This is a genomic window from Variovorax sp. (assembly GCF_035634955.1).
Taxonomy (GTDB): domain Bacteria; phylum Pseudomonadota; class Gammaproteobacteria; order Burkholderiales; family Burkholderiaceae_C; genus Variovorax.
Map to the genome: position 1 here is coordinate 212,669 of NZ_DASQBZ010000007.1, position 21,989 is coordinate 234,657.

The following is a 21,989-nucleotide window of genomic DNA, read 5'->3' on the forward strand; positions in this document are numbered from 1 at the left end:
GCTTTTGGCCGTGTTTCAAGGCCCCGGCGTCGCGAGCGCCAGGCGCGCCGCGCGCGCGATGCTTCCTGCGTCCACACCGAAGAACGCGCGCAGCGCGGCACGGGTGTCGCTGCGGCCGAAGCCGTCGGTGCCCAGCGTGAGATAGCGACGGCCGGCGGGCAGGAAGGCGCGAACACTCTCGGGCACGGCGCGCACGTAGTCGGTCGCGGCAATGATGGGGCCGCTGCCGCCGGCGAGCCGGCGCCCGATGAACGCGGTGCCCGGCGCCTTGTCGCCGGCCAGGGTGCGCGCCTCGCAGGCGCGGCCATCGCGCGCCAGTTCGCTCCAGCTGGTGACGCTGAAGACCTCCGCCGTGATGCCTTCGTCGGCAAGCTGCTGGGCGGCCCGGATGACCTCGGTGAAGATCGCGCCTGAGCCGAGCAGGCTGACCTGCGGCTTCGCGCCGTCCGGCCGCGCGCCCTGCCAGCCGTCGAATCGATAGCAGCCGCGCAGCACGTCGGCCTCCACGCCTGGCGGCAGGTCGGGCTGGGCGTAGTTCTCGTTCATGAGCGTGACGTAATAGAAGACGTCCTTTTGCTCGACCATCATCTCGCGAATGCCGGCGTCGACGATGACCGCCAGCTCGCCGGCGAAGGCCGGGTCGTAGGCCTTGCAATCGGGGATGGTGGCGGCGATCAGGTGGCTGGAACCGTCCTGGTGCTGCAGGCCCTCTCCGCCGAGCGTAGTGCGCCCCGATGTGGCGCCCAGCAGGAAGCCGCGCGGCCGCTGGTCGGCGGCGGCCCATATCTGGTCGCCCACGCGCTGGAAGCCGAACATCGAGTAGTAGATGTAGAACGGCAGCATCGCCAGGCCGTGCACGCTGTAGCTCGTTGCGGCGGCGGTCCAGCTCGCAATGGCGCCGGCTTCGCTGATGCCCTCCTCGAGGATCTGGCCATCGGTCGCTTCCCGGTACGAGAGCACCGAGCCGATATCCTCCGGCGCGTAGCGTTGCCCCACGCTCGAATAGATGCCGACCTGCTTGAACAGATTGGCCATGCCGAAGGTGCGGGCCTCGTCGGCCACGATGGGCACCACGCGCGGGCCCAGCGCCTTGTCCTTCATGAGGTTGCCCAGCATGCGCACGAAGGCCATGGTGGTGCTCATCGGCTTGCCGGCGGCGGTCAGCGCGAATTGCGCGAAGGCCGCAATGTCCGGCTTGGGCACGGCGGCGCATGCGGTCAGGCGGCGAGGCATGCTGCCTCCAAGCGCGGCGCGCCGGTCGAGCAGGTAGCGCATCTCGGGGCTTTCATCGGCCGGCTTGTAGAACGCAGCAGTTGTCGCCTGTTCGTCGGTCAGGGGCAGCCTGAAGCGGTCGCGGAATGCCAGAAGGTCGGTCTCGTCGAACTTCTTCTGCGAGTGCGTCGTCATCCTGCCCTGGCCGGCGCTGCCCATGCCGTAGCCCTTCTTGGTGTGGGCGAGGATCACGGTGGGTTGGCCGCGGTGCGCTGCGGCCGCAGCGTAGGCGGCATGGATCTTCACGAGATCATGGCCCCCGCGCTTGAGCAGGTCGATCTGCTCGTCGGTCAGTCCCTCGACCAGCCGCGCGAGCGCTTCGTCCTGGCCGAAGAAAGTGTCTCGGTTGTAGCGGCCATCCTTGGCGGCGAAGGTCTGCATCTGGCCGTCGACGGTGTGGGCAAAGGCGCGGGCCAGCGCGCCGGTGGTGTCGCGCGCGAACAGACCGTCCCAGTCGCTGCCCCACACCAGCTTGATCACGTTCCAGCCGGCGCCCGCGAACAGCCCCTCGAGCTCGTCGATGATGCGGCCGTTGCCGCGCACCGGTCCGTCCAGGCGCTGCAGGTTGCAGTTGACGACCCACACGAGGTTGTCGAGCTTCTCGCGTGCGGCCAGCGTCAGCGCGCTCATCGATTCGGGCTCGTCCATCTCGCCGTCCCCAAACACGCCCCAGACCTTGCGGCCTGCGCAGTCGAGAAGCTGGCGGTGGGTGAGGTAGCGCATGAAGCGCGCGTGGTAGATCGAACTGATCGGTCCGATGCCCATCGAGCCGGTCGGGAACTGCCAGAAGTCCGGCATCAGGTAGGGATGCGGGTAGCTGCTCAGTCCGCGCGCGCCGTGGCCTCGCGCGAACGCAGGCGCGGTGAGTTCCTGGCGGTAGTGCTTGAGGTCTTCCTCGCCGAGCCGCCCCTCGAGAAAGGCGCGCGCATAGACGCCCGGCGCGCTGTGCGGCTGGAAGAACACAAGGTCGCCCCCAGGCGTCCCGGTGCTCGCGTGGAAGAAGTGGTTGAAGCCGGTCTCGAACAGGTCGGCCGCGCTCGCGTAGCTCGCGATGTGGCCGCCGAGCTCGCCATAAGCCTGGTTCGCCCGCACCACCATCGCGAGCGCGTTCCAGCGCATCAGTGCCGCCAGCCGCTCCTCGATCGCCAGGTCGCCGGGAAAGGGGGGCTGGGCATCGACGGCGATCGTGTTGACATACGGAGTCGACAGCTCGGGCGTCCAGCCGATCCCCCGGGCTCGCGCCAGGCGGGCGAGTTCGTCGAGCATCCACCGGGCGCGCCCGGGTCCGTGGGCCTCGGACATGGCGACGAACGCGCTGCGCCATTCGGCGGTTTCGACGGGGTCGGGGTCGTGCATGGTGTCGCCGAGGGCGCGCAGCGCATCGGAAGAAAGCGGGGCATTCATGCTCCGGAATCTATGGCGAAGGCGCTGGAATTGGCTGCTGCTTCGACTGACTGAAGGGTTATCTAGCGGCATAAAATGCCGCCAACAATCGACATGGCGGCACTTCATGCAACTCGATGCGATCGACCTGCGCATTCTCGATGAGCTCCAGCGCGACGGTGCGCTGTCCAACGTCGAACTGGCGCGCCGCATTCACCTGTCGCCATCGCCTTGCCTGGCGCGGGTGAAAGCGCTCGAGGCAGGCGGCGTCATCCGGCGCTACGTCGCGCTGGTCGATGCCGCGGCGCTCGGGCTGGGCCTGAACGTCTTCATCTCGATCAGCCTCAAGACGCAGAGCAAGCAGTCGCTGGCCGACTTCGAGCAGCACATCGCGGAGCACGACGAGGTGATGGAGTGCTACCTCATGACCGGCGACAGCGACTACCTCATCCGGGTTGCCGTGGCCGACATTGCGGCGCTGGAGAAATTCATCCTCGAGCAGCTGACGCCGATCAGCGGGCTAGAGAAGATCCGCTCGAGCTTCGCCTTGAAGCAGGTGCGCTACAAGACCGCATTGCCCTTGAAGGGCTGACCGCCGCGGCCTGCTAGGCCTCGGAGGTTTCCCTGCGCGTGACGAGCGTGTCGATCGAATCGTTGAGCAGCTTGACCGTCAGCGGTACGTCGCGGCTGACTGCCGCCTCCATGATGTCGCGATGCTCCACGCGAGTGAACTCCGGGTCGAGCCGCCGCACGTTCAACCGGCGATGCCGGTCCGCGGAGTCGAACAGCAGTTCGTGAAAATCGAGCAGCCATTTCGAGGGGCAGGCCGCGATGATGGCGGCGTGGAAGCGGCGGTGCAGCAGCTCCCATTCGCGGTTGGTGTGTCCGTTCACGAGCGTCATCGGACAGCGCCACATGCGGTGGTATGCGAAGACCAGCTTTTCCTCCCACGCATCGTCGCCGTTGAGCAGCGATTCGCGCACCACCACTTCGTTGAGCAGCCGGCGCGCGCGGATCAGGTCGAGCAGGTCCTCGCTTGACAGCGTGGCCACGCGAAACCCCCGGCGTTCGACCTGTTCCACCAGGCGCACGGAAATCAGGCGGTTGAGGGCCTCCCGGATCGGGCTGGCACCGACGTCGTAGCGCTCCTGCAGCGTCTCGATGCGCAACTTCTTGCCCGGCGGCAGTTGGCCTTCGAGGATGTCCTCGCGCAGCCGCTCGAACACCATGCTGGCAAGTGTCGACCCCTGGCCTTCCTCGGCGGTCGATAAGGGATGGCGACTCATGGTTTCTGCATTTTGCTGACGGCGATTCTAGGGTTCCGATGGGACCTGCCCGCTGAATGCCGGAAGGGTTAGTACCAAGAAGTGTCGCCGAATGATTGAATATTATCGATAAAAAATCGTCTAGCGGCTTGATATCCGATTTTTATCGATAGAAGAGGAGAGCCTCCGTGTCCGACCCCATCCGTCCCAAAACGTTCGCGCACGTCGTCTATCGCACCTACCGTTTCCAGGAAATGCTGGACTGGTATGTCAAGGTGTTCGGCGGCAAGGTCCAATACCAGAGCCCGGTGATCGCCTTCGTCACCTACGACGACGAGCACCATCGCGTGGCATTGCTCAATCTCGGGATCGTGGTCGGCCCGTCCGATGCGCGCACGCCGCGCGGACAGCCTGGCGTGGACCACGTGGCCTACGGCTACCGCTCGCTGGCCGAACTGCTCGACAAGTACCTGGAACTCAAGGCCGTCGGCGTCATGCCGTACTGGTGCATCCACCACGGGATCACGGTCTCGCTCTACTACGCGGACCCTGACGGCAACCAGATGGAGTTCCAGACCGACAGCTATGCGACGAACGACGAGGCCAACGCGTTCATGTACGGGCCCCATTTCGAGCTCAACCCGATCGGCGTCGAGTTCGACCCCGAGGCCCTGCTTGCCCGCCTGCGCTCGGGGGAGAGCGAAGCGGCACTGCTGGGGCGCACCGAGCACCTGCCGGTTTCCCCGATCCGCGGCTCCATGGCGGTGGGCTGAGCAGCCCGCGGCGTCCGGACGACCTTCACGCTTTCCAAGAACCACACGAGGAGACAGATGATGAGCCTTGACCGCCGGTCCTTTTCGGTTGCCCTCGGCGCGCTCGGCGCCTCCACGCTGCTGGGGTCGCACGCCACGGCACAGCCTGCGGGCGCGCCGATCAAGGTGGGCGGCACGTTGGCGCTGACCGGGCCGCTGTCGTCGGTGGGCATGGTGCACAAGCTCACCGGCGAGATCTACGTCGACGAGCTCAACAAGCGCGGCGGCCTGCTCGGCCGGCCGGTGGAATGGGTGCTCAAGGACGACCAGTCCAAGCCCGACCTCACGCGGACCCTGTACGAGCAACTGGTCAATTCCGACAAGGTCGATCTGCTCATCGGCCCGTATGGCACCAGCGCCATCCTGTCTGCGATGGGGGTGGCGCAGCGCTACCAGAAGACGCTGGTGCACCACACCTTCGGCGTGCCGCCGCTGGCCAAGTACGACCAGCAGTTCTACGCCTGGGCGCTGGGGCCGGAGCCAGAGAAGACCGTGCCGGCCATCGTCTTCGATGCGCTGGCGGCTGGCAACAAGGCGCCCAAGACCATCGCGGTCGTCACCAGCAAGTTCCCCTCGGTCCATTTCATCTCGGCAGGCGTGCGCGAGGTCGCCCGCCAGCGCGGCATCCGCGAGGTGCTTTTTCTCGAGTGGGACTTCGGCAACCGGGACTTCGGCCCGATCGCCGGGCGCATCAAGGACGCCGACCCGGACCTGATCTGGGGCGGCGCGCTGGGCCTGGAGGCCAACCAGATCCTCGATGCGCTCAAGAAGATCGACTATGCGCCGCGAAGCAGCTTCTGGTATGCCCCGGCGCCCGGGCCGATGCTCAAGGCGCCGGAGGCGAACAACGCCTTGTCGCTGACGATCTTCGAGGACCATCCGCCCTTCACCGACAACCCGGTCGCCAAGCACTTCACCGAGGTCTTCCGCGAACGCGCCACGCAGGCCAACCTGCCGACCACCACGGTCGAGGTGCAGGCCGCCGCCTCGTACTCGGCCTGGCAGATCATCGAGGCTGGCGTAAACGGCGCCAAGAGCCTGGACAACAAGGCGATCGCCGCCTGGCTGCGCGCCAACCAGGTCGACACCATCCAGGGCAGGCTGCGTTTCAACGGGCCTGGCAATTTCGGCGACGACCTCAGCCGCGTCAAGCAGGTGCAGGACGGCAAGTGGCTCGTGGTCTGGCCCAGGGAATGGGCCGCCCCCGGGGCGAAGCTTCGCTGAACGACCGGCAGGCGCAATCCGATGACGCTTCCAAGCTGGACGCTGCTGGCGCAGTCGATCCTGTCGGGCCTGTTCGCGGGTGCGCTCTATGGCCTGCTCGGCCTGGGGCTGAGCCTGTCGTGGGGCATGCTGCGCCAGATCAACCTGGCGCATTTCGCACTGGCCTTCCTGGGCGCCTACCTCACCTACCAGTTGTCGACCACGCTTCGAATCGATCCGCTGGTCACCCTGGTGCTGATCGTGCCGCTGTTCTTTGCCATCGGCGCCGGCATCCACGCCATGCTGACGCGCCTGCGTGTCACCGCGTTCAACTCGATGCTGGTCACCTTCGGCATCACCGTCATGGTCGAGGCGCTGCTGCAGTGGGTCTGGACGGCCGACTACCGCAAGCTGGAATCGCACTATTCGGAGCTGCGGCTGCGCGTCGGCCCGCTGTTCCTGCCTGCGCCCGAGATGATGACGCTCGCCATGGGCGTCGGCCTGTCGCTGGCGACCTGGCTGGTGCTCCAGCGCACGGACATCGGCAAGGCGCTGCGCGCGTCGGCCGAGGACGCGTCCATCGCCGCGGCCTTCGGCGTCAACCAGCACGCGATGGCGCTGCTGTTGTCCGGGTTCAACGCGGCGCTTGCCGGTGTGGCGGGCGTGTGCATCGCGCTGGCCTACACGCTCGCGCCCTCGCAGATCTACACCTGGATCGGCGTGATCTTCGCCTGCGTCATGCTGGGCGGACTGGGTCGCCCCCTGGGACCGCTGGTCGCGGGATGCCTGATCGGTGTGACCGAGGCGCTGACCATGACGGTGGCGTCCCCGTCCTGGGCGCCGCTGGTGTCGTTCGCGCTGCTCATGGTGGTGCTGCTGCTGCGCCCCGGGAGGATCTGAGCATGCGCCGCAGCGTCATCTTCCTGCTGTCGGCCGCCGTGTTGCTGGCCCTCGTCCCCTGGTTGGGGCTGCCGGCGTTCCACGAGTCGGTGCTCTACCTGATCCTGCACTGGGTGGCCCTGGCCAGTTCCTGGAACCTGCTGTCGGGCTACTCGGGCTATTTCTCGTTCGGCCACGGCGCCTTCTTCGGCATCGGCATGTACACCACGGCGACGCTGGCGTCCCGGTTCGAATGGCCTTTCCTGTGGACGCTGCCGGCGGCTGCAGCCATGTCGGCAGCCATCGGCACGTTGATCGGGCTGGCGGCCTTTCGCGTGCACGCCGTACGTGCGGAGCTTTTCGCGCTGCTGACGCTGGCGACCACTTTCGTGGTGGCCACCATCATCCTCAACACGCCGATCGACGGCGGACCCGGCGTCTACCTCAATGCCGTGCCGGTGCCCGAGCTCGGGCCGACCCCGTCGGGAACCTTCTACCTGCTCGCGCTGGGCGCTGCCGCGCTGAGCGTGCTGTCGGCGGCCGTGATCTACCACGCCCGGCTCGGCATCGGCCTGCTGGCCATCCACGACGACGAGGACGTCGCCGAGGTGATGGGCGTGCCCACCTACCGCTACAAGCTCGGCACCTTCGCGCTGTCGTGCGCGCTGGCCGGGCTGGTCGGCGGCATCCAGGCGCTGTTCGTGTCGTACGTGACGGCAGGCGACACCTTCACCATCGCCATGCCCCTGACCGTCGTGCTGATGGCCGTGCTCGGCGGCACGCGCCATTGGGCCGGGCCGATCGTCGGCGCCACCGCCATCACGCTGCTGCTGCTGGCTTTCACGGGCGGCGACACCGCAGTCATCGGCAAGGGCCTGACCGGCCTGATCCTGGTCGTCATCATCCTCTTCATGCCCGAAGGCATCGTCGGCCAGCTCATGAAGATCTGGGCACGGCGGGCGGACGCGAGGCGGGCCGGGCGACCCATGCCCGCGTCGTCGCCTGGGCCCGAACTGCAAGTGCCGCCGCCCGGCCAGGCCCGCGCCGCGCCGCAGGTCCGTCCTGTCCTGCTTCGCGCCACCGGGGTGCGCAAGCACTTCCGCGGTGTCCAGGCCCTGCGCGGCGTGGACGTCGAAGTGCGCCAAGGCGAGATCCTCGGGCTGCTCGGCCCCAATGGCTCGGGCAAGTCCACTTTCATCAACGTGGTCAGCGGGCATCTCGCGGTCACGGCGGGCGAGGTGGCGTTCGGCGGCCTGCGCATCAGCCATCTTCCGGCGCACCGCGTGGCCCGCAGCGGCATCGCACGCACCTACCAGATACCGCGGCCGTTCGCGCACCTGACGGTACTGCAGAACGTCGCGCTGCCGGCGATGTTCGGCGCCGCCGGACGCGACCGGCAGACCGCCGAGCGGGAGGCCTGGCAATGGCTGGCCTTCACCGGCCTTGCGGACAAGGCGCACGTCCTGCCGGACGAACTGAACCTGCACCAGCGCAAGTTCCTCGAGTTCGCCCGGGCGCTGGCGTCGCGCCCGCAGGTGCTGATGCTCGACGAGGTGCTTTCGGGCCTCACGCCTTCGGAGATCGATGACGCGGTCGACCTCATCCGACGCATCCGCGACCAGGGTGCCACCATCGTGTTCGTCGAGCACGTGATGCGTGCCGTGATGGCCCTGTGCGACCGCATCGTGGTGTTCGACCAGGGGCAGGTCCTGGCCGAGGGTGCGCCGCAGGAAGTCATGCGCAGGGCGGACGTGGTGGCCGCCTACCTTGGCACGCCGGAACCTGCCTGCGCGGCCGCGCCAGGTGCCGCCCGCCCGCCCGACGAGGTCGTCCATGCTTGAGATCCGCTCGCTGCGCGTGAACTACGGACACGCGGTCGCCATCCGTGATCTCTCGCTGTCCGTGGCGCGGGGCGAACTGCTGGTCGTGGTCGGCCCGAACAGCGCCGGCAAGAGCACGCTGATCAATGCCATTGCCGGCGTGCATGCGGCCTCGGCCGGTTCGCTCCTGCTCGACGGCGAGGACTTGCGCACCCTGCCGCCGCACCGGTACTGCGAGCGTGGCATCGCGCTGGTGCCCGAAGGCCGACGGCTGTTCGCGAACATGACCGTGCGCGAGAACCTCGAGCTGGGCAGCTACCGGCGCGCTGCGCGCAAGGCGCGGGCCACGTCGCTGGAGACGGTCTGCGCGATGTTCCCGGCGGTCAAGGAGAAGCTCGGCCAGCCGGCCGGCACGTTGTCCGGAGGCCAGCAGCAGATGGTTGCGATCGGCAGGGCGCTCATGGCGCAGCCGCGCCTGCTGCTGCTCGACGAGCCCTCGCTCGGCCTGGCGCCGAGCGTCGTGGCCGACATGTTCTGCGCCATCCGCGCGATCCATGCGCAGGGCATCGCCGTGCTGCTGGTCGAGCAGAACGTGTCGATGGCGCTGGACATCGCCGGGCGCGCCGCCGTGCTCGAGGAAGGCCGCATCGTCGCCGAAGGCACGCCAGAGGCCCTGATGGCGCAGCCCGAGCTGCGTCGCGCCTACCTCGGCCTGGAAGCCGACGCGGCATGAATGAATTCGCACGAACCAACAAGGAAATGAAGGAGTCAGCCACTTGAAGACCTATGACGTCGCCGTACTCGTCGGCAGCCTGCGCCGCGAATCGACCAATCGCAAGCTTGCCACCGCACTGACCCGCGTGGCGCCTCCGGCGCTGCGCTTCCGGACCGTCGCCCTGGACGAGCTCCCCATGTACAACGGCGATCTGGAAGGCCAGCGGCCCGAATCGGTCAACCACTTCACCGAGCAGTGCGCGGCGGCCGAGGCGTTTCTGATGGTCATGCCCGAGTACAACCGCTCGCTGCCCGCGGTGCTCAAGAACGCCATCGACTGGGGCTCCAAGCCGATGGACCGCAACGTCTGGCGCGACAAGCCAGTGGTCATGGCAGGTACGTCGCCGGGGGCCATCGGCACGGCCGTAGGGCAGCAGCACCTGCGCCAGATCATGGGCATCCTGGGCGCTTCGGTGCTGGGCGGCGAGGCCTACCTGTCCTTCAAGCCCGAGATGATCGACGCGCAGGGCGACTTCGCCGACGAGTCCACGCGCAACTTCATGGCGGCCTACATGGGCCGCTTTGCCGTGTTCGTGAGCAAGCTGGTCGGCCCATGAGCAGTCAACCGGCCGATGCGCAGGCAGCCCGCGTCGAGGACGAGGCGGCCTGCATCCGCCTTTGCGTCGACTTTGCCAACCACCTCGACGCGCGCCGCCATGACGCCGTGCCGGAGCTGTTCACCGAAGACGGCGTCCTTGACCGCATGGGCGCCGTGTTTGCCGGGCGCGACGGGCTTGCGCAGTTTCTCGCGGCACGCCCCGCGGACGCGGTCACGCGGCACCTGTGCACCAACATCCGCGTGCACTTCGACGCCGGCGACCCGGATGCAGCCACCGGCTCGTGCTACGTGCTGTTCTTTCGGGGCGCACCGGAACAAGGCGGCGCGCGTGCGCTGGGGCCGCCGTCCGTTGTCGAGTATCACGACCGCTACCAGCGCACGCCACGGGGCTGGCGCATCCGGGAGCGGCTCATCCGCATGGCCATGCAGGCCTGAACCATCCAAGGAGGCATCCGTGCTTTTCACTCTGTACTGCATCGACAGGCCCGGCAGCGGAGAACGCAGGCTGGCGCTGCGCAGCATCCACCGCGAACACGTCGCAAGGATCGCGGACCGCCTGGCGGCCGCAGGGCCGCTGTTCGCCGATGACGGCACCACCATGATCGGCAGCCTGCTGATCGCCGACTTCGAGGACCGCGCCGCGCTGGACGCCTGGCTGGAGGGCGAGCCGTTCACGCAGCAGGGCGTGTACGAGAGCGTGACCGTGCGTCCATTCCTCAACGTGTGGCCGCAGCGCACCGGCGCGCCTCCGCAGGACCTTTCCAATCTGAGTGCGTTCGCGCGCTGACACCGGGGGCACCATGTCGAACCTTCGTCGCCTCGTCGCCGCCACGCTGCTGTCGGCATTCGCGCTAGCCGCATGGGCCCAGGAAGCCTATCCCTCCCGCCCGGTCGCGGTCGTCGTGCCATTCCCGCCCGGCGGGGTGGCGGACACCGCGTTGCGCGCCTTGCAGCCTTCGCTGCAACGCAGCCTGGGCCAGCCGGTGGTGATCTCGAACTACGCGTCGAGCGGCAACTACGGTCCCAGCCTTCTGCCCGCGGCCATGCTGGCCGATGCGGCGGGCGTGCGCTTCAACCACATTCCCTACACCGGCGGCGCGCAGATGATCTCGTCCCTGCTGGGCGGGCAGGTCGACTTTGCAGTGTTCAGCCGGTCGCAGCAGTCGAAGGACATCATTCGCAAGATCGGTCGCATCGAATGACGAGCGACGACAACCTGCCCGTGCCGGAACTGGCGCTCTACCATTTCCCGGGAGCCTGCTCGCAGGTCTGCGTGTTCGCGCTCGAGCATGCCCGGCTGCCGTACGAGTTGCGGCTGGTCGACCTGAAGGCGAACGAGCAGGCCGCTCCCGGCTACACCGGCGTGTCGCCGCTCGGCAAGGTGCCGGCACTGCTGACCGACGGCGAGGTGATCACCGAGAACGCGGCCATCCAGACCTACGTCGATGCATTGCGGCCGCGGGCCGGGCTCTTCCCGCAAGACGGCTCGCCCCTCACGGCTGCGCGGCGGCAGGCCGGCCTGTCGCTGTGCGGCGGCACCCTGCACCCGATCGTGCGCGGCCTGGCCAACCCATCGCGCATCACCGAGGGTGATCCGGAAGGCGTGCGCCGAAAGTCTGTCGCCCTTGGCATCAAGTCCTTCGGCGTGGCCGAGCGCCGCATCGCCAGCACCGGCTGGTGGTTCGACGAATGGTCGCTGCTGGATATCTACCTGAACTGGGCCGTGTCCGTGGCGGCGTCCACCGGCTTCGACTTCGCGCCGTTTCCGACGCTCGCCGGGCTGCGGTCGCGCCTGTCCGACCTGCCGGCTTTCCGGCGGATGCTGGAGATCGAAGCGCAGTCCGCGGCCGCACTGGAGCGGCGGCGGCAATCCGCTTGACGGCGCGCGCTGCCGCCGCCGTCGCCTGCCAACGAATCATCAACACTGAAGAGAGCAAGACCATGAAACTGCTGCGCCACGGCCCCCTGGGCCATGAGAAGCCAGGCGCGCTCGATGCCGACGGAAACGCGCGCGACCTGTCGCTGCTGGTGCCCGACTGGACGCCCGAGTGGCTCGCGCCCGAAAAGCTCGGCGCACTCGCCGCCATCGACCTCGGGCGGCTGCCGCTCGTGCCCGCCGGCACTCGCCTGGGTGTTCCGGTCGCCGGCATCCGCCAGTTCGTGGCCATTGGCCTGAACTACCGCAAGCATGCCCAGGAAGCGGGCCTGGAAATTCCGCAGGAACCGGTGGTCTTCACGAAGGCGCTGACCTCGCTGGCCGGGCCGGACGACGACGTGCGCCTGCCGCCCGGTTCCGAGGCCGGCGACTGGGAGATCGAACTGGGCTTCGTCATCGGCACGACCGCGCGTGGCGTCTCGCAGGACGATGCCCTGTCGCACGTGGCCGGCTACTGCCTGACCAACGACGTGTCGGAGCGCGACTGGCAGATCAAGCGCGGCGGGCAGTGGGGCAAAGGCAAGAGCTTCGATGGCTTCGGGCCTGTCGGCCCATGGCTGGTCACCGCCGACGAGCTGCCGGATCCGCAGAACATCCCGCTGGAACTGAAGGTCAACGAGCAGGTGCGCCAGCGCAGCAACACCGCCGACATGATTTTTCCGGTGGCCAGGATCGTGTCGTACCTGAGCCAGTTCATGACGCTGCTGCCGGGCGACCTGGTCATCACCGGCACGCCCGAAGGGGTGGGCCTGGGCATGAAGCCGGCGCCGGTATTCCTGCGGCGTGGCGATGTCATGGTGCTCGACGCCGGACCGCTCGGCACGCAGCGCCAGAAAGTGCTCTGACCTGCGTCCCTGCAAGCAAGGTCAGTCCACCGACACCTTGACCCGTCGAAGCACCTCGGCGTATCTCGCGCGGTCGGCGCGCATCAGGTCGCCGACCTGCGCGGCCGGGCCCGGGCTGGCTGCGAAGCCGAAGGCGGCATAGCGCTCGGCCATGGCGGGCTGGCGCAGCGCTGCGTTGACGTCCTGGTTGATCGCATCGACGGTGGCCGGGGACGTCCCGCGCGGCGCCATCAGCGCAACCCAGCTCAGCGCGTCGATTCCGCCGGGGCCGCCGGCCTCGGCCAGGGTCGGCACATCGGGCATGGCTGGCGAGCGCGTGCTGTCGGCCACCGCCAGGAAGCGCAGCTTGCCGCCTTTGACCAAGGGCCCGGCGGTGGCGATGCTGCCGTATGCCCAATCGACTTCTCCGGTGGAGACGGCGGCGTAGAGCTGGCCGGTTTCCTTGTAGGGCACGTGCAGCATCTCGACACCGAGCGCGCCCTCGAGACGCGCCGAGCCGAGATGGATCGGGCCGCCGACCGCGTTGGAGCCGTAGCTCAGCGGCCGCGCCTTGTTGCCCATCGCGGCGATCAGGTCCTTCATCGTCTTGTAGGGACCATCGGCACTGACCGCGACGAAGAAGGCGGTCTTGTAGAGCAGTGCCACCGGCACCAGGTCCTTTTCCGGGTCGTAGGCCAATTTCCTGAAGATCAACGGGTTGATGCTCAGGTTGCCGACGTCTGCGACCAACAGGTCGTTGCCGGTGGGCGGCTGGCCCTTCATGGCGTTGATCGCCACCACCCCGGCGCCGCCCGGGCGCGGGTCGACCACCACCGCGCGTCCCCAGCGCGCCTGCAGCTGTTCCCCCATGGCGCGCGCCACGGTGTCGGGGCCGCTGCCGGCCGGCAGCGTGCTGGTGATGCGCACGGGCCCGGGTGCCAAGCCGGCAGGCGCCTGCGCCCGGACAAGCCCAGGCACCAACGCCAGGACCTGCACCGCGAGGGCAGTGGACAGAAAGCTTCTCTTGTTCATCCGCATGTCTCCGTCTCGTTGTGTCGGCAGTCCGGCGCGCACCAGTGGCATATCAGGGGCGCGTCAGCGGCGGCTGGGCGGCCGCTCGTCCCTCAGGCTTCGTCGATGATCGGATTGCGCAACACGCCGATGCCCTCGACCTCGATCTCGCAGACGTCACCGGCCTTCATCCAGACCTGCGGCTTGCGCGCCATTCCGACGCCCGACGGCGTGCCGGTGATGATGATGTCGCCCGGCTGCAGCGCCATCGCCTCGGAACAGACCGACACCAGCGTGGCGACGTCGAAGATCATGTCGCGCGTATTGGCGTTTTGCAGCGTCTGGCCGTTCAGTCGGCAAGACAGCTGCAAGCCGGTGGCACCGGCCGGCAGCTCGTCGGCAGTGACGAACTCGGGGCCGAACGAGCCGGTGGCGTCGAAGTTCTTGCCGAGCGTCCACTGGTTGGTGCGCAGCTGGTAGTCTCGGATGGAGCCGTCGTTGAACAGCGAGTAGCCAGCCACGTGCTCCAGGGCGTCTTTCTTTGCGATGTAGCGCCCGGCCTTGCCGATCACTGCGACCAGTTCGGCCTCGTAGTCGAACTGGGTCGACACCTTCGGACGCACCAGCGCCTGCTCGTGTGCGACCCACGACGAGACGTAGCGCTGGAACACCACCGGGTACTTGGGCGGCTCGAAATTGCTCTCGGCGGCATGGTCGGTGTAGTTCAGGCCGATGGCGAACGCCTTGGCCGGGTCGAGCACCGGCGGCAGGTATTTCAGGCCGGCCAGCGGCCGGCGCGCCGTGGCGCGTGCCAGCGCTTCGCGCGCCGCCATCAGCCCTGGCTCGCCCTGGCGCAGCAACTCGTCGAGCGTGGCCGGCAGCCCGAGCGCGGTGAGCTCGACCAGCTCCTCGCCGATGCGCGCGCCGAGGGCAGGGCGGCCTTGTTCGTTCAGGTAGGCAATCAATCTCATGGGGGGTTGTCTCCGGGGGAGGTTTCGAAATTGGTGACGAAGTCGGCGGGGACCGCCGGCCCCCACACATAGAAGGAATCCTCGGGCGGGTGATCGGCCGAGGGCCACTCCAGATCGTGCGGCACGAAATCGATGTCGTACGAGTACTCGGCGTAGCTGCCCCACGGGTCGCGTACGTAGTGGAAGTAGTTCGAGCCCAGCACGTGGCGGCCGACGCCCCAGCCCTGGGTGTAGCCGGCGCTGCGCATCTGCTCGGCGCCGTTGCCGACTTCGTCGATGCTCGCCACGTCCCAGCTGGAGTGGTGCAGGCCCGGCGCGTTGGACTTGGCCAGTGCGATCAGGTGGTGGTCGCTGCCGTGCGGCCCGTGCAGGAATGCAATGATGTCGGCCGATCGGTCGGACAGGCGCAGGCCGAGCACGTCGCTGGCGAAGCCGACCATGCGCGGCACGTCCGGCGTGAAGAACAGCACATGCGACAAGTAGCGCGGCCGCACCGGGGCAACCTTGCTGCGTGCCGGCGCGGCGCCGTTGCCCGGCGGCACCGGCGCGCGTTCGGCGGCCTTCGACTTCGCGCTCGGCGAGACCTTGTCGGCCACGACCAGCTGCTGCGGCGTGCCATCCGGGTTGCGCAGCCACAGGCCGCTGCCGTCCGATGCCGGATGCGGCGCGCAGGCCGCGCCGCTGCCGGCCACCCGTGCGCGCCAGGCCGGCAGGTCGGCTTCGTCGATTCCCCAGGCGACGTACTCCAGCCGCTTGGCCGGCGCACTTGCGCGCAGCACCGATCCCCACGCGTGGGGGTGGCCGAATGTGTGCAGATCGAGCCGGTCGCCAACCCGGCGCACGTCCAGCCCGAAGGCGCCGTAGAAGCGCTCGGCTTCGTCCAGGTCGGGCACCGACACCACGAACCGGTGCAGCGAATGCACCGCCAGAACGCCCGGGCGGCGGTTCAGGTGAGGTGCGTCCAGTCGAGTCTCTCGTGAGGTCATTCGCGTCTCCTTGTTGTCGTCCTGCAATTCATTGCCCGCTGACCAGCCGCAACAGCGCGGCGCCGTCGGCAGGCCATTCGTCACCCCGCCAGGCCACGTGCTGGTCGGGGCGAACGAGTGTCAGTCGCGCCCCGTAGAGCTGCTCGAGCACGCGTTCCTTCGGCTGCAGCAGCGTCAGGGGCACGCGGGCATGCTGCGCAGCGTCCTGTGCGGACTGCATCGCGGCGGGCCCGGCGTCGTTCGTGCACAGCAGCGTGAAGCCGTCGCCGAAATGGTCGTACAGCGAGCTGCCGTCGTGCAGCCAGGCATGCGGCGCCAAGGCCCCGGGCCGCGCGCTCGGAACGTAGTTGATGAAGTCGTATTCCGGCGGCGCGCTCCCGTCCGGGACGATCAGCGGCGAGTCGTCGTAGCGGTATCCGAGCACCACGCCCAGCGTGTTGAACTCGCGCAGCTTCGCCCTCTGGATGCGGCCGCCGACTTCGCTGCGCAGCGCGGCGCCGATGTCGCTATCGTCTTCCAGCCCTTCCTGCCATAGCTGGTTGCCCAGCACCGCGTGATTCGCCACCGCCTCGTCCATCACGAAGTTGTGCACCGGCCGGCGCTCTGTCTCGTAGCTGTCCAGCAGGGACGTGCCGCCCCAGCCCTGCAGCACCGCGGCAAGTTTCCAGCCGAGGTCGACCCCGTCGGCCACGCCCATGTTCATGCCGTATCCGCCGAAGGGCGGGTGCAGGTGGCAGGCATCGCCGACCAGGAACACGCGGCGGTCGGCGTAGCGGTTGGCCAGCAGCCGGCTGGCGACCCATTCGTCGCTGCTGAGCACTTCGATGGGCTGGTCGGGCAGGCCGGTGGCCCGGCGTATCAGCGCCGCTGCCTCGTCGACGGAAAGCTTCTGGTCGGCCGCCAACTGCGTCGGCATGAAGAACCAGCGGTCGTCGCTGTCCATCGGCCCGAGCAGGCTGGGCACTTCGCCGTTGATCTGCCAGTACATGATGGCGGGGCCGTGCGCGTGCGCCTGCGCCAGCCCTGGTGCGCGAAAAACGATGTTGTAGTTGCGCGAGAGGCCGTAGGTGCCTTCCATCTTTGCGCCGATGGCGCCGCGCACCGTGCTGCGCGCGCCGTCGGCGCCGACCAGGTAGTCGCACGCCACTTCGAATTCGCGGTGGCCGTCGATGTCCTTCAGGCGGGCCACCACGCGATCGGCGCTCTGCTCGAACTGCTGAAGCTCACACGAAAACCGCAGCTGCACGCCGGGCAGCGACTGTGCGTGGGCACGCAGCACCTCTTCGACCGTGTATTGCGGAATCCACTGCGCATGCTCCGAATACAGAGGGTTCCTGCCCGGCGCGCAGTACATCGCGTTCTCGACGACGCCCAGGCGCGGGCCGTTCAGCCTCGTGCAGAAGACGATGTTGGAGGGGTAGTGCAGGCCCAGCGGAGAGGCTGCACGCAACTGGTCGGCAATTCCCCAGCGCCGCATGTGTTCGCGGGTGCGCACGTTCGTGGTCTTGGCGCGTGGCGCGTAGCCGACGCGGTCGTTGCGCTCGACCACCAGGCAACGCACGCCGCGATGGCCCAGTTCGATGGCCAGAGCCAGTCCTGCCGGGCCGGCGCCGACGATCAGCACTTGCGGCGCAGCGGCCGCCTTGTCTTCTTGCAGCACGTTTCTTGTCTCCTTGGCGCCGGGGCTCTCGATGGCTTGGCGGCGCAGTGGGAGCGGATCGTAGGAAGGCCAGCCAGTTAACAGAAGATGGCAAAATCGCGCTACCGATACCTCCAGCGCATCAGTCCCGTCCATGAAGCTGCATCACCTGCGCGACCTGTTGGCCGTGGCTGAACACGGCAGCCTGCGCGCCGCCGCACGCCAGCTCGGCATGGCACAGCCGGCCATGACGCGCAGCATCCAGGAACTGGAGCGCGAACTGGGCGTACCGTTGTTCGAGCGCAAGGCGCGCGGCATCGTGCCGACGGCGATCGGCGAGGCATTCATCAGGCGGGCGCGCAGTGTCGACAACGAGCTGCTGCGGGCCCGTGACGAGGTCGCCCAACTGCGCGGGCAGGCGCACGGCCGGCTTCGCGTGGCGTTGTCGATGGTGCCGCACATGGCACTGTTGCCGGAGGCTCTGCGGCCGTTCAGGCAGCGCTTTCCGGGCGTGCGCCTGGAGATCCTCGATGCCGTCTATCCGATGGTGGCGGCCGAGATGGCCGACGGAACCATCGACTGCTACATCGGGCCGCCACCAGAGCAAATGCCCGAGGGCATGCGGGTGGACAAGTTGTTCGACAACGCCCGGGTGATCGTCGGCCGCAAGGGCCATCCCCTGGCCGGTGCGCGTTCGCTGCGCGAACTGGTGAACGCCGAGTGGGCCACCACGTCGATCACCGCCGAGGCAGAGCACGAACTCGGCCCGCTGTTCGCCCAGCACGGCCTGGCGGCGCCCACCCTGGTGCTGCAGGCCCATTCGGCGCTGACGCTGCTGGTGAGCCTGCTGTACTCGGACCTGCTGACCATGCTGCCGGTGCAGTGGATGCATTTCCCACCGACGCGCGATGCGCTGCACGTGATCGCCGTGTCGGAGCCCCTGGCCGCGCCGCCCATCTGCGTCATCCAGCGCGGCGGCCTGCCCCTGACGCCCGCGGCCGAGTACTTGTGCGATCTGCTGCGGCGCGCCGCAGCGCACATGGATCCTGCCGCGCTGCGTCCCGGCGGAACCGCCTAGCCGTTCGTCCCCGCGTTGGCGGTCGTGCGCCGGCGGCATGCTCGAAACGCTCTGGTTCTCCCATTGCGATGCGAAACAGGCATCGCAGCGACGAATTTGCGATCTGCCTGAAGCGCCGCCGGCTGCCTAGGATCGCCCGCATCACGACCGGCCGGCCCCACGGAGCCAGGCCCACAACAGGAGACACCTTGCAATCAGACAACATGACAGAGCAGGCGGTGCCGTCGCCCCATCCCATGGCGGTGACGCGCCGCCAGGCATTGCTCATGGCTTCGGCCATGGCTTGCGTTGCACCCGCCGCCGTGGCGCAGCCCCGTCCCGTCGCATTCGCATCGCGTCCGGTGACGCTGGTCGTGCCGTTCACGTCGGGAAGCGGCAGCGACACCATCGCGCGCCTGATCGGCCCGCGCCTGGGTGAACTGTGGAAGCAGGCGGTGGTCGTCGACAACAGGCCGGGCGCCAGCGGCAACCTGGGTGCCGACCGCGTGGCCAAGTCGGCGCCCGATGGGCAGAACCTGCTCATGGCGATCAATACCATCACCGCCACACCGGCCCTCTACAAGACGCTGCCGTTCGATCCCGCCGCCGATTTCACGCCGATCACGCAGCTGGCCACCGCCGGGTTCGCACTGATCGTCAACCCCGATGTGCCCGCCAAGGACATGCGGTCGCTGCTGGCCTACATCAAGAGCCGGCCGGCGGCTTCCCTCAACTACGCATCGCCGGGCAACGGCACGCCGCATCACCTGGGCTTCGAGCTGATGAAGCAGGCGCTGGGAATCGACGTCGTGCATGTTCCCTACAAGGGCCTCGCCGGCGCGGTGACCGACCTCATGGGCGGCCAGGTGCAGATGATGCTGGCCACCGTCCAGTCGGTGCTGCCTCAGGTGCAGGCCGGCCGGGTGCGCATGCTCGGCGTGACCGGCAGCGCGCGCTCGCCGCTGGTGCCCGACGTGCCGACGTTTCGCGAGCAGGGCATCTCGAGCCTGGAGGGCGTCGACGCCTGGTATGCCGTGCTCGGCCCGGCCGGCATGGCGGCGCCGCTGGTCGAGCGCCTGCAGCAGGACTTCGTGCAGGTCATGCAGCAGCCCGACCTGCAGAAGAAGCTGGCCGAACTCGGCCTGACGGTCCATACCGGCAGCCCTGCCGAACTGCGCACGCTCATGACCACCGACATGGCGCGTTGGAAGAAAGTCGTGGCGGACGCGCGCATCCAGGCCGAATAAGCCAGGTCGAACAAGGACAACCCCGTGAGCCAACCAGAAATCTTCATCGACATCTACAACCACGTCATGCCCAGGCCGTACCTGGAGAAGGTGCAGCAGCTGAGCAAGGACGCCGGCATGGTCAAGCGCATGACCAACCTCCGCCTGCTGTGGGACATCGAGGCGCGCGTGGCCATGCTCGACGAGAAGTTCCCGCAGGTCCAGCAGGTGCTCAGCCTGTGCGTGCCTTCGCCGGAGATGCTTGCCGGCGCGGAGCAGTCGCCCGAGCTGGCGCGCATCGCGAACGACGGCATGGCGCAGATGTGCCGACAGTGGCCGCACAAGTTCCCGACTTTCACCGCCTCGCTGCCGATGAACAACATTCCGGCAGCGCTCGAAGAGATGGACCGCGCCATCGGCGAGCTCGGAGCGCGCGGCGTGCAGGTGCTGACCAACGTGAACGGCCGTGCGCTCGACCACGCCGACTACCTGCCGGTGTTCGAGCGCATCGCCAACCACCATCGCTTGCCGGTGTGGATGCATCCACTGCGCCCGGCGAGCAAGGCCGACTATGTCGACGAGGAGAAGTCGAAGTACGAGATCTGGCAGGTGCTGGGCTGGCCCTTCGAGAGCAGCGTCGCGATGTCGCGGATGGTCTTCTCCGGCCTGTTCGACAAGGTACCCGACCTCAAGCTGATCACGCACCACTGTGGCGGCATGCTGCCGTATTTCGGAGGCCGGGCCGAGACGCTCTGGGCACAGATCGGCTCGCGCAGTGCGGACGGCGCCGAAGCGGACGTGCTCAAGAACCTCAAGAAGAAGCCGATCGACTATTTCAAGATGTTCTACGGCGACACCGTACTTGGCGGCTCGACGGGCGCGCTCAAGTGCGGGCTGGACTTCTTCGGTCCAGAGCATGTGGTGTTTGCCAGCGACTGCCCCTTCGACCCCGAGGAAGGCCCCATGTTCATCCGCGAGGGCATTCGCTCGGTGCGCGAGGCCGGGTTGTCCGCGGCCGATATGCGCAAGGTCTGCTGCGGCAACGCCTTCTCGCTCCTGCGGCTGGTCGATGGCGCGTCCGTTGCCGTGGGCGAGCCGGCGCCCTGAAAGGCCCCCGCCCCCTGATGCGCGGCGCAGGGCGACGAATACCGTGTTGACAAAAGGTCCACCACTCGCAACGATCGTCCCATGAAAATTCTGCGCTGGGATGGTCCTTGTCTGGTCGCCATGGCCGCAGTGTCCTGCTTCGCCGCACATGCCCAGGCACCCAACGCAGCGAGCGAAGACAGCGGCAAGGCGCCCCCTGACGCGCAGGAAAGCGTGATGGAAAAGCATTCGCGCTCGCCGTGGCTGCTGGTCCCGCTGATCAGCAGCAACCCCAAGCTGGGCACGTCGCTGGGTGGCATGGTGGGCTACATCATGAAGTTCGACGCGGCGTCGGAGCCATCCCTGATCGCGCTGCAGGGCCAGGGTTCCAACACGTCTTCGCGCACGGCCGGCCTGGGCGGCAAGCTCTATTGGAATCAGAACCACGACCGCATGTCGCTCGGCGCCGTCGGCGGCAAGGTCACCAATGACTATCTCGACTACCTTGGCAGCGGCCAGGAAGTGCGTTCCGACGAGACACTGCGCGCCTTCTTCATGCGCTATCAGCACGAGGTCTTTCCCAACTGGTTCTTCGGCGTGCAGGGCGTGTACTCCAACTACGGCGTCGACGGCGCCGACCCGATCTCCGATCAGATCCTCGACACGGTCGGCGTGGTCGGCACCGTGACCGCCGGCCTGGGCCTCATTGCCTCCTACGACACGCGCGACAACACCACCAATACCACCGCCGGCATGCTGGCGCAGGTGCACAACGTGGCCTACCGCGACGGACTGGGCAGCGATGCCAATTACGACGTGGTGACGGCCGACTGGCGCTGGTATGGCCGCACCAGCGAGAACAACGTGGTCGTGCTGCATGCCAAGGGACGCTTCACGTGGGACGCGCCATCGTCCAAGGAAAGCTCGGTCGAGCTGCGCGGCTACACGCGCGGACAGTACCTTGGGCGCAACTCGCTCACGCTCGAGACCGAAGACCGCTACATGTTCAAGCCGCGCTGGGGGGGCAAGGCCTTCGCCGGCGTGGCGTGTCTCTACGGCGATGGCGAATCGTGCGGTGGCGACAACCTCTATCCGATGGTCGGCGGCGGCGTCTTCTACATCATCAAGCCCGAATCGAACATGGTGGTCAGCGCCGAGTTCGCCAAGGGCAATGGCGACAACCGCGGCTTCTATCTCAACTTCGGCCACCGTTTCTAGGGCGCGCTTTCTTGCGCGTCGCGCGGGCCGCGGCGGCGGCGGCCGACAGGCGATTGCAAGCCCGCATC

22 protein-coding genes are annotated in these 21,989 nt (G+C 67.9%); 16 read left to right on the forward strand and 6 right to left on the reverse strand.

Annotated elements, in window-relative coordinates; all coding sequences use genetic code 11:
• Nucleotides 1-15: 15 nt before the first annotated feature.
• Nucleotides 16-2,676 carry an alpha-ketoglutarate dehydrogenase gene (mdeB, locus tag VES41_RS03110; protein WP_324812833.1) on the reverse strand — a complete coding sequence of 887 codons (2,661 nt, stop codon included), beginning with the start codon at nucleotides 2,674-2,676 and terminating at the stop codon, nucleotides 16-18.
• Nucleotides 2,677-2,782: 106 nt separating this feature from the next.
• Here mdeB and VES41_RS03115 point away from each other — a divergent pair, with 106 nt between their 5' ends.
• Nucleotides 2,783-3,247 carry an Lrp/AsnC family transcriptional regulator gene (locus VES41_RS03115; protein WP_324812835.1) on the forward strand — a complete coding sequence of 155 codons (465 nt, stop codon included), beginning with the start codon at nucleotides 2,783-2,785 and terminating at the stop codon, nucleotides 3,245-3,247.
• Between the two features lie 13 nt (nucleotides 3,248-3,260).
• Here VES41_RS03115 and VES41_RS03120 read toward each other — a convergent pair whose 3' ends face one another.
• Complete coding sequence (locus tag VES41_RS03120) at nucleotides 3,261-3,941, reverse strand: GntR family transcriptional regulator (protein WP_324812838.1); 681 nt, start codon at nucleotides 3,939-3,941, stop codon at nucleotides 3,261-3,263.
• Nucleotides 3,942-4,108: 167 nt separating this feature from the next.
• Here VES41_RS03120 and VES41_RS03125 point away from each other — a divergent pair, with 167 nt between their 5' ends.
• The 11 genes from VES41_RS03125 to VES41_RS03175 all read left to right on the forward strand — a co-directional run bounded on the left by VES41_RS03125 (nucleotide 4,109) and on the right by VES41_RS03175 (nucleotide 12,748).
• A complete protein-coding gene (locus VES41_RS03125; protein WP_324812840.1) occupies nucleotides 4,109-4,693 on the forward strand; it encodes a VOC family protein in 585 nt (194 codons plus the stop codon).
• Between the two features lie 60 nt (nucleotides 4,694-4,753).
• Entirely contained in the window at nucleotides 4,754-5,956 is a 1,203-nt protein-coding gene (locus VES41_RS03130) for an amino acid ABC transporter substrate-binding protein (RefSeq protein WP_324812842.1), read from the forward strand.
• 21 nt (nucleotides 5,957-5,977) lie between these two features.
• Complete coding sequence (locus VES41_RS03135; protein WP_324812845.1) at nucleotides 5,978-6,835, forward strand: branched-chain amino acid ABC transporter permease; 858 nt, start codon at nucleotides 5,978-5,980, stop codon at nucleotides 6,833-6,835.
• Nucleotides 6,836-6,837: 2 nt separating this feature from the next.
• Nucleotides 6,838-8,655 (forward strand): branched-chain amino acid ABC transporter ATP-binding protein/permease, encoded by a 1,818-nt coding sequence (locus tag VES41_RS03140; RefSeq protein ID WP_324812848.1) that lies wholly within the window; start codon nucleotides 6,838-6,840, stop codon nucleotides 8,653-8,655.
• Nucleotides 8,648-9,367 (forward strand): ABC transporter ATP-binding protein, encoded by a 720-nt coding sequence (locus VES41_RS03145; RefSeq protein WP_324812850.1) that lies wholly within the window; start codon nucleotides 8,648-8,650, stop codon nucleotides 9,365-9,367. Before VES41_RS03140 ends, VES41_RS03145 begins: the two co-directional genes overlap by 8 nt.
• 43 nt (nucleotides 9,368-9,410) lie before the next feature.
• Entirely contained in the window at nucleotides 9,411-9,965 is a 555-nt protein-coding gene (locus tag VES41_RS03150) for an NAD(P)H-dependent oxidoreductase (RefSeq protein ID WP_324812853.1), read from the forward strand.
• A complete protein-coding gene (locus tag VES41_RS03155; RefSeq protein ID WP_324812854.1) occupies nucleotides 9,962-10,402 on the forward strand; it encodes a nuclear transport factor 2 family protein in 441 nt (146 codons plus the stop codon). Before VES41_RS03150 ends, VES41_RS03155 begins: the two co-directional genes overlap by 4 nt.
• A 19-nt stretch (nucleotides 10,403-10,421) precedes the next feature.
• Nucleotides 10,422-10,754 (forward strand): YciI family protein, encoded by a 333-nt coding sequence (locus VES41_RS03160; RefSeq protein WP_324812856.1) that lies wholly within the window; start codon nucleotides 10,422-10,424, stop codon nucleotides 10,752-10,754.
• A gap of 13 nt (nucleotides 10,755-10,767) precedes the next feature.
• A complete protein-coding gene (locus VES41_RS03165) occupies nucleotides 10,768-11,169 on the forward strand; it encodes a tripartite tricarboxylate transporter substrate-binding protein (protein ID WP_324812859.1) in 402 nt (133 codons plus the stop codon).
• The gene (locus tag VES41_RS03170) at nucleotides 11,166-11,846 is read left to right on the forward strand and encodes a glutathione S-transferase family protein (RefSeq protein WP_324812861.1); all 681 of its coding nucleotides are present in this window, start codon (nucleotides 11,166-11,168) and stop codon (nucleotides 11,844-11,846) included. Before VES41_RS03165 ends, VES41_RS03170 begins: the two co-directional genes overlap by 4 nt.
• A 62-nt stretch (nucleotides 11,847-11,908) precedes the next feature.
• Entirely contained in the window at nucleotides 11,909-12,748 is an 840-nt protein-coding gene (locus VES41_RS03175; RefSeq protein ID WP_324812864.1) for a fumarylacetoacetate hydrolase family protein, read from the forward strand.
• Between the two features lie 21 nt (nucleotides 12,749-12,769).
• Here VES41_RS03175 and VES41_RS03180 read toward each other — a convergent pair whose 3' ends face one another.
• The 4 genes from VES41_RS03180 to VES41_RS03195 form a co-directional block, all read right to left on the reverse strand.
• Complete coding sequence (locus tag VES41_RS03180) at nucleotides 12,770-13,759, reverse strand: tripartite tricarboxylate transporter substrate binding protein (protein WP_324812866.1); 990 nt, start codon at nucleotides 13,757-13,759, stop codon at nucleotides 12,770-12,772.
• Nucleotides 13,760-13,851: 92 nt separating this feature from the next.
• Nucleotides 13,852-14,709, reverse strand: coding sequence for a fumarylacetoacetate hydrolase family protein (locus VES41_RS03185; protein WP_324812868.1), 858 nt, complete (start codon nucleotides 14,707-14,709; stop codon nucleotides 13,852-13,854).
• Nucleotides 14,706-15,695, reverse strand: a complete 990-nt coding sequence (locus VES41_RS03190) for a VOC family protein (protein WP_324812870.1) — start codon at nucleotides 15,693-15,695, stop codon at nucleotides 14,706-14,708. Before VES41_RS03190 ends, VES41_RS03185 begins: the two co-directional genes overlap by 4 nt.
• Before the next feature lie 28 nt (nucleotides 15,696-15,723).
• Entirely contained in the window at nucleotides 15,724-17,355 is a 1,632-nt protein-coding gene (locus VES41_RS03195) for an FAD-dependent monooxygenase (protein ID WP_324812872.1), read from the reverse strand.
• Between the two features lie 133 nt (nucleotides 17,356-17,488).
• Between VES41_RS03195 and VES41_RS03200 the strand changes: the two genes are divergently transcribed.
• The 4 genes from VES41_RS03200 (at nucleotide 17,489) to VES41_RS03215 (ending at nucleotide 21,921) form a co-directional block, all read left to right on the forward strand.
• Nucleotides 17,489-18,412 carry a LysR family transcriptional regulator gene (locus tag VES41_RS03200; protein ID WP_324812875.1) on the forward strand — a complete coding sequence of 308 codons (924 nt, stop codon included), beginning with the start codon at nucleotides 17,489-17,491 and terminating at the stop codon, nucleotides 18,410-18,412.
• A 188-nt stretch (nucleotides 18,413-18,600) separates the two neighbouring features.
• Nucleotides 18,601-19,638: a tripartite tricarboxylate transporter substrate binding protein gene (locus VES41_RS03205; RefSeq protein ID WP_324812878.1), complete on the forward strand. Its 1,038-nt coding sequence runs from the start codon at nucleotides 18,601-18,603 to the stop codon at nucleotides 19,636-19,638.
• Nucleotides 19,639-19,662: 24 nt separating this feature from the next.
• Nucleotides 19,663-20,724: an amidohydrolase family protein gene (locus VES41_RS03210; RefSeq protein ID WP_324812881.1), complete on the forward strand. Its 1,062-nt coding sequence runs from the start codon at nucleotides 19,663-19,665 to the stop codon at nucleotides 20,722-20,724.
• 81 nt (nucleotides 20,725-20,805) lie between these two features.
• Nucleotides 20,806-21,921 (forward strand): hypothetical protein, encoded by a 1,116-nt coding sequence (locus tag VES41_RS03215; protein WP_324812882.1) that lies wholly within the window; start codon nucleotides 20,806-20,808, stop codon nucleotides 21,919-21,921.
• Nucleotides 21,922-21,989: the final 68 nt, after the last annotated feature.

Coding starts and splice junctions, on each gene's coding strand:
- VES41_RS03170 (WP_324812861.1), top strand. CDS start 11,166: ATGACGAGCGACGACAACCTGCCCGTGCCGGAACTGGCGCTCTACCAT.
- mdeB (WP_324812833.1), bottom strand. CDS start 2,676: ATGAATGCCCCGCTTTCTTCCGATGCGCTGCGCGCCCTCGGCGACACC.
- VES41_RS03180 (WP_324812866.1), bottom strand. CDS start 13,759: ATGAACAAGAGAAGCTTTCTGTCCACTGCCCTCGCGGTGCAGGTCCTG.
- VES41_RS03200 (WP_324812875.1), top strand. CDS start 17,489: ATGAAGCTGCATCACCTGCGCGACCTGTTGGCCGTGGCTGAACACGGC.
- VES41_RS03185 (WP_324812868.1), bottom strand. CDS start 14,709: ATGAGATTGATTGCCTACCTGAACGAACAAGGCCGCCCTGCCCTCGGC.
- VES41_RS03215 (WP_324812882.1), top strand. CDS start 20,806: ATGAAAATTCTGCGCTGGGATGGTCCTTGTCTGGTCGCCATGGCCGCA.
- VES41_RS03155 (WP_324812854.1), top strand. CDS start 9,962: ATGAGCAGTCAACCGGCCGATGCGCAGGCAGCCCGCGTCGAGGACGAG.
- VES41_RS03190 (WP_324812870.1), bottom strand. CDS start 15,695: ATGACCTCACGAGAGACTCGACTGGACGCACCTCACCTGAACCGCCGC.
- VES41_RS03130 (WP_324812842.1), top strand. CDS start 4,754: ATGAGCCTTGACCGCCGGTCCTTTTCGGTTGCCCTCGGCGCGCTCGGC.
- VES41_RS03135 (WP_324812845.1), top strand. CDS start 5,978: ATGACGCTTCCAAGCTGGACGCTGCTGGCGCAGTCGATCCTGTCGGGC.
- VES41_RS03165 (WP_324812859.1), top strand. CDS start 10,768: ATGTCGAACCTTCGTCGCCTCGTCGCCGCCACGCTGCTGTCGGCATTC.
- VES41_RS03115 (WP_324812835.1), top strand. CDS start 2,783: ATGCAACTCGATGCGATCGACCTGCGCATTCTCGATGAGCTCCAGCGC.
- VES41_RS03145 (WP_324812850.1), top strand. CDS start 8,648: ATGCTTGAGATCCGCTCGCTGCGCGTGAACTACGGACACGCGGTCGCC.
- VES41_RS03140 (WP_324812848.1), top strand. CDS start 6,838: ATGCGCCGCAGCGTCATCTTCCTGCTGTCGGCCGCCGTGTTGCTGGCC.
- VES41_RS03175 (WP_324812864.1), top strand. CDS start 11,909: ATGAAACTGCTGCGCCACGGCCCCCTGGGCCATGAGAAGCCAGGCGCG.
- VES41_RS03120 (WP_324812838.1), bottom strand. CDS start 3,941: ATGAGTCGCCATCCCTTATCGACCGCCGAGGAAGGCCAGGGGTCGACA.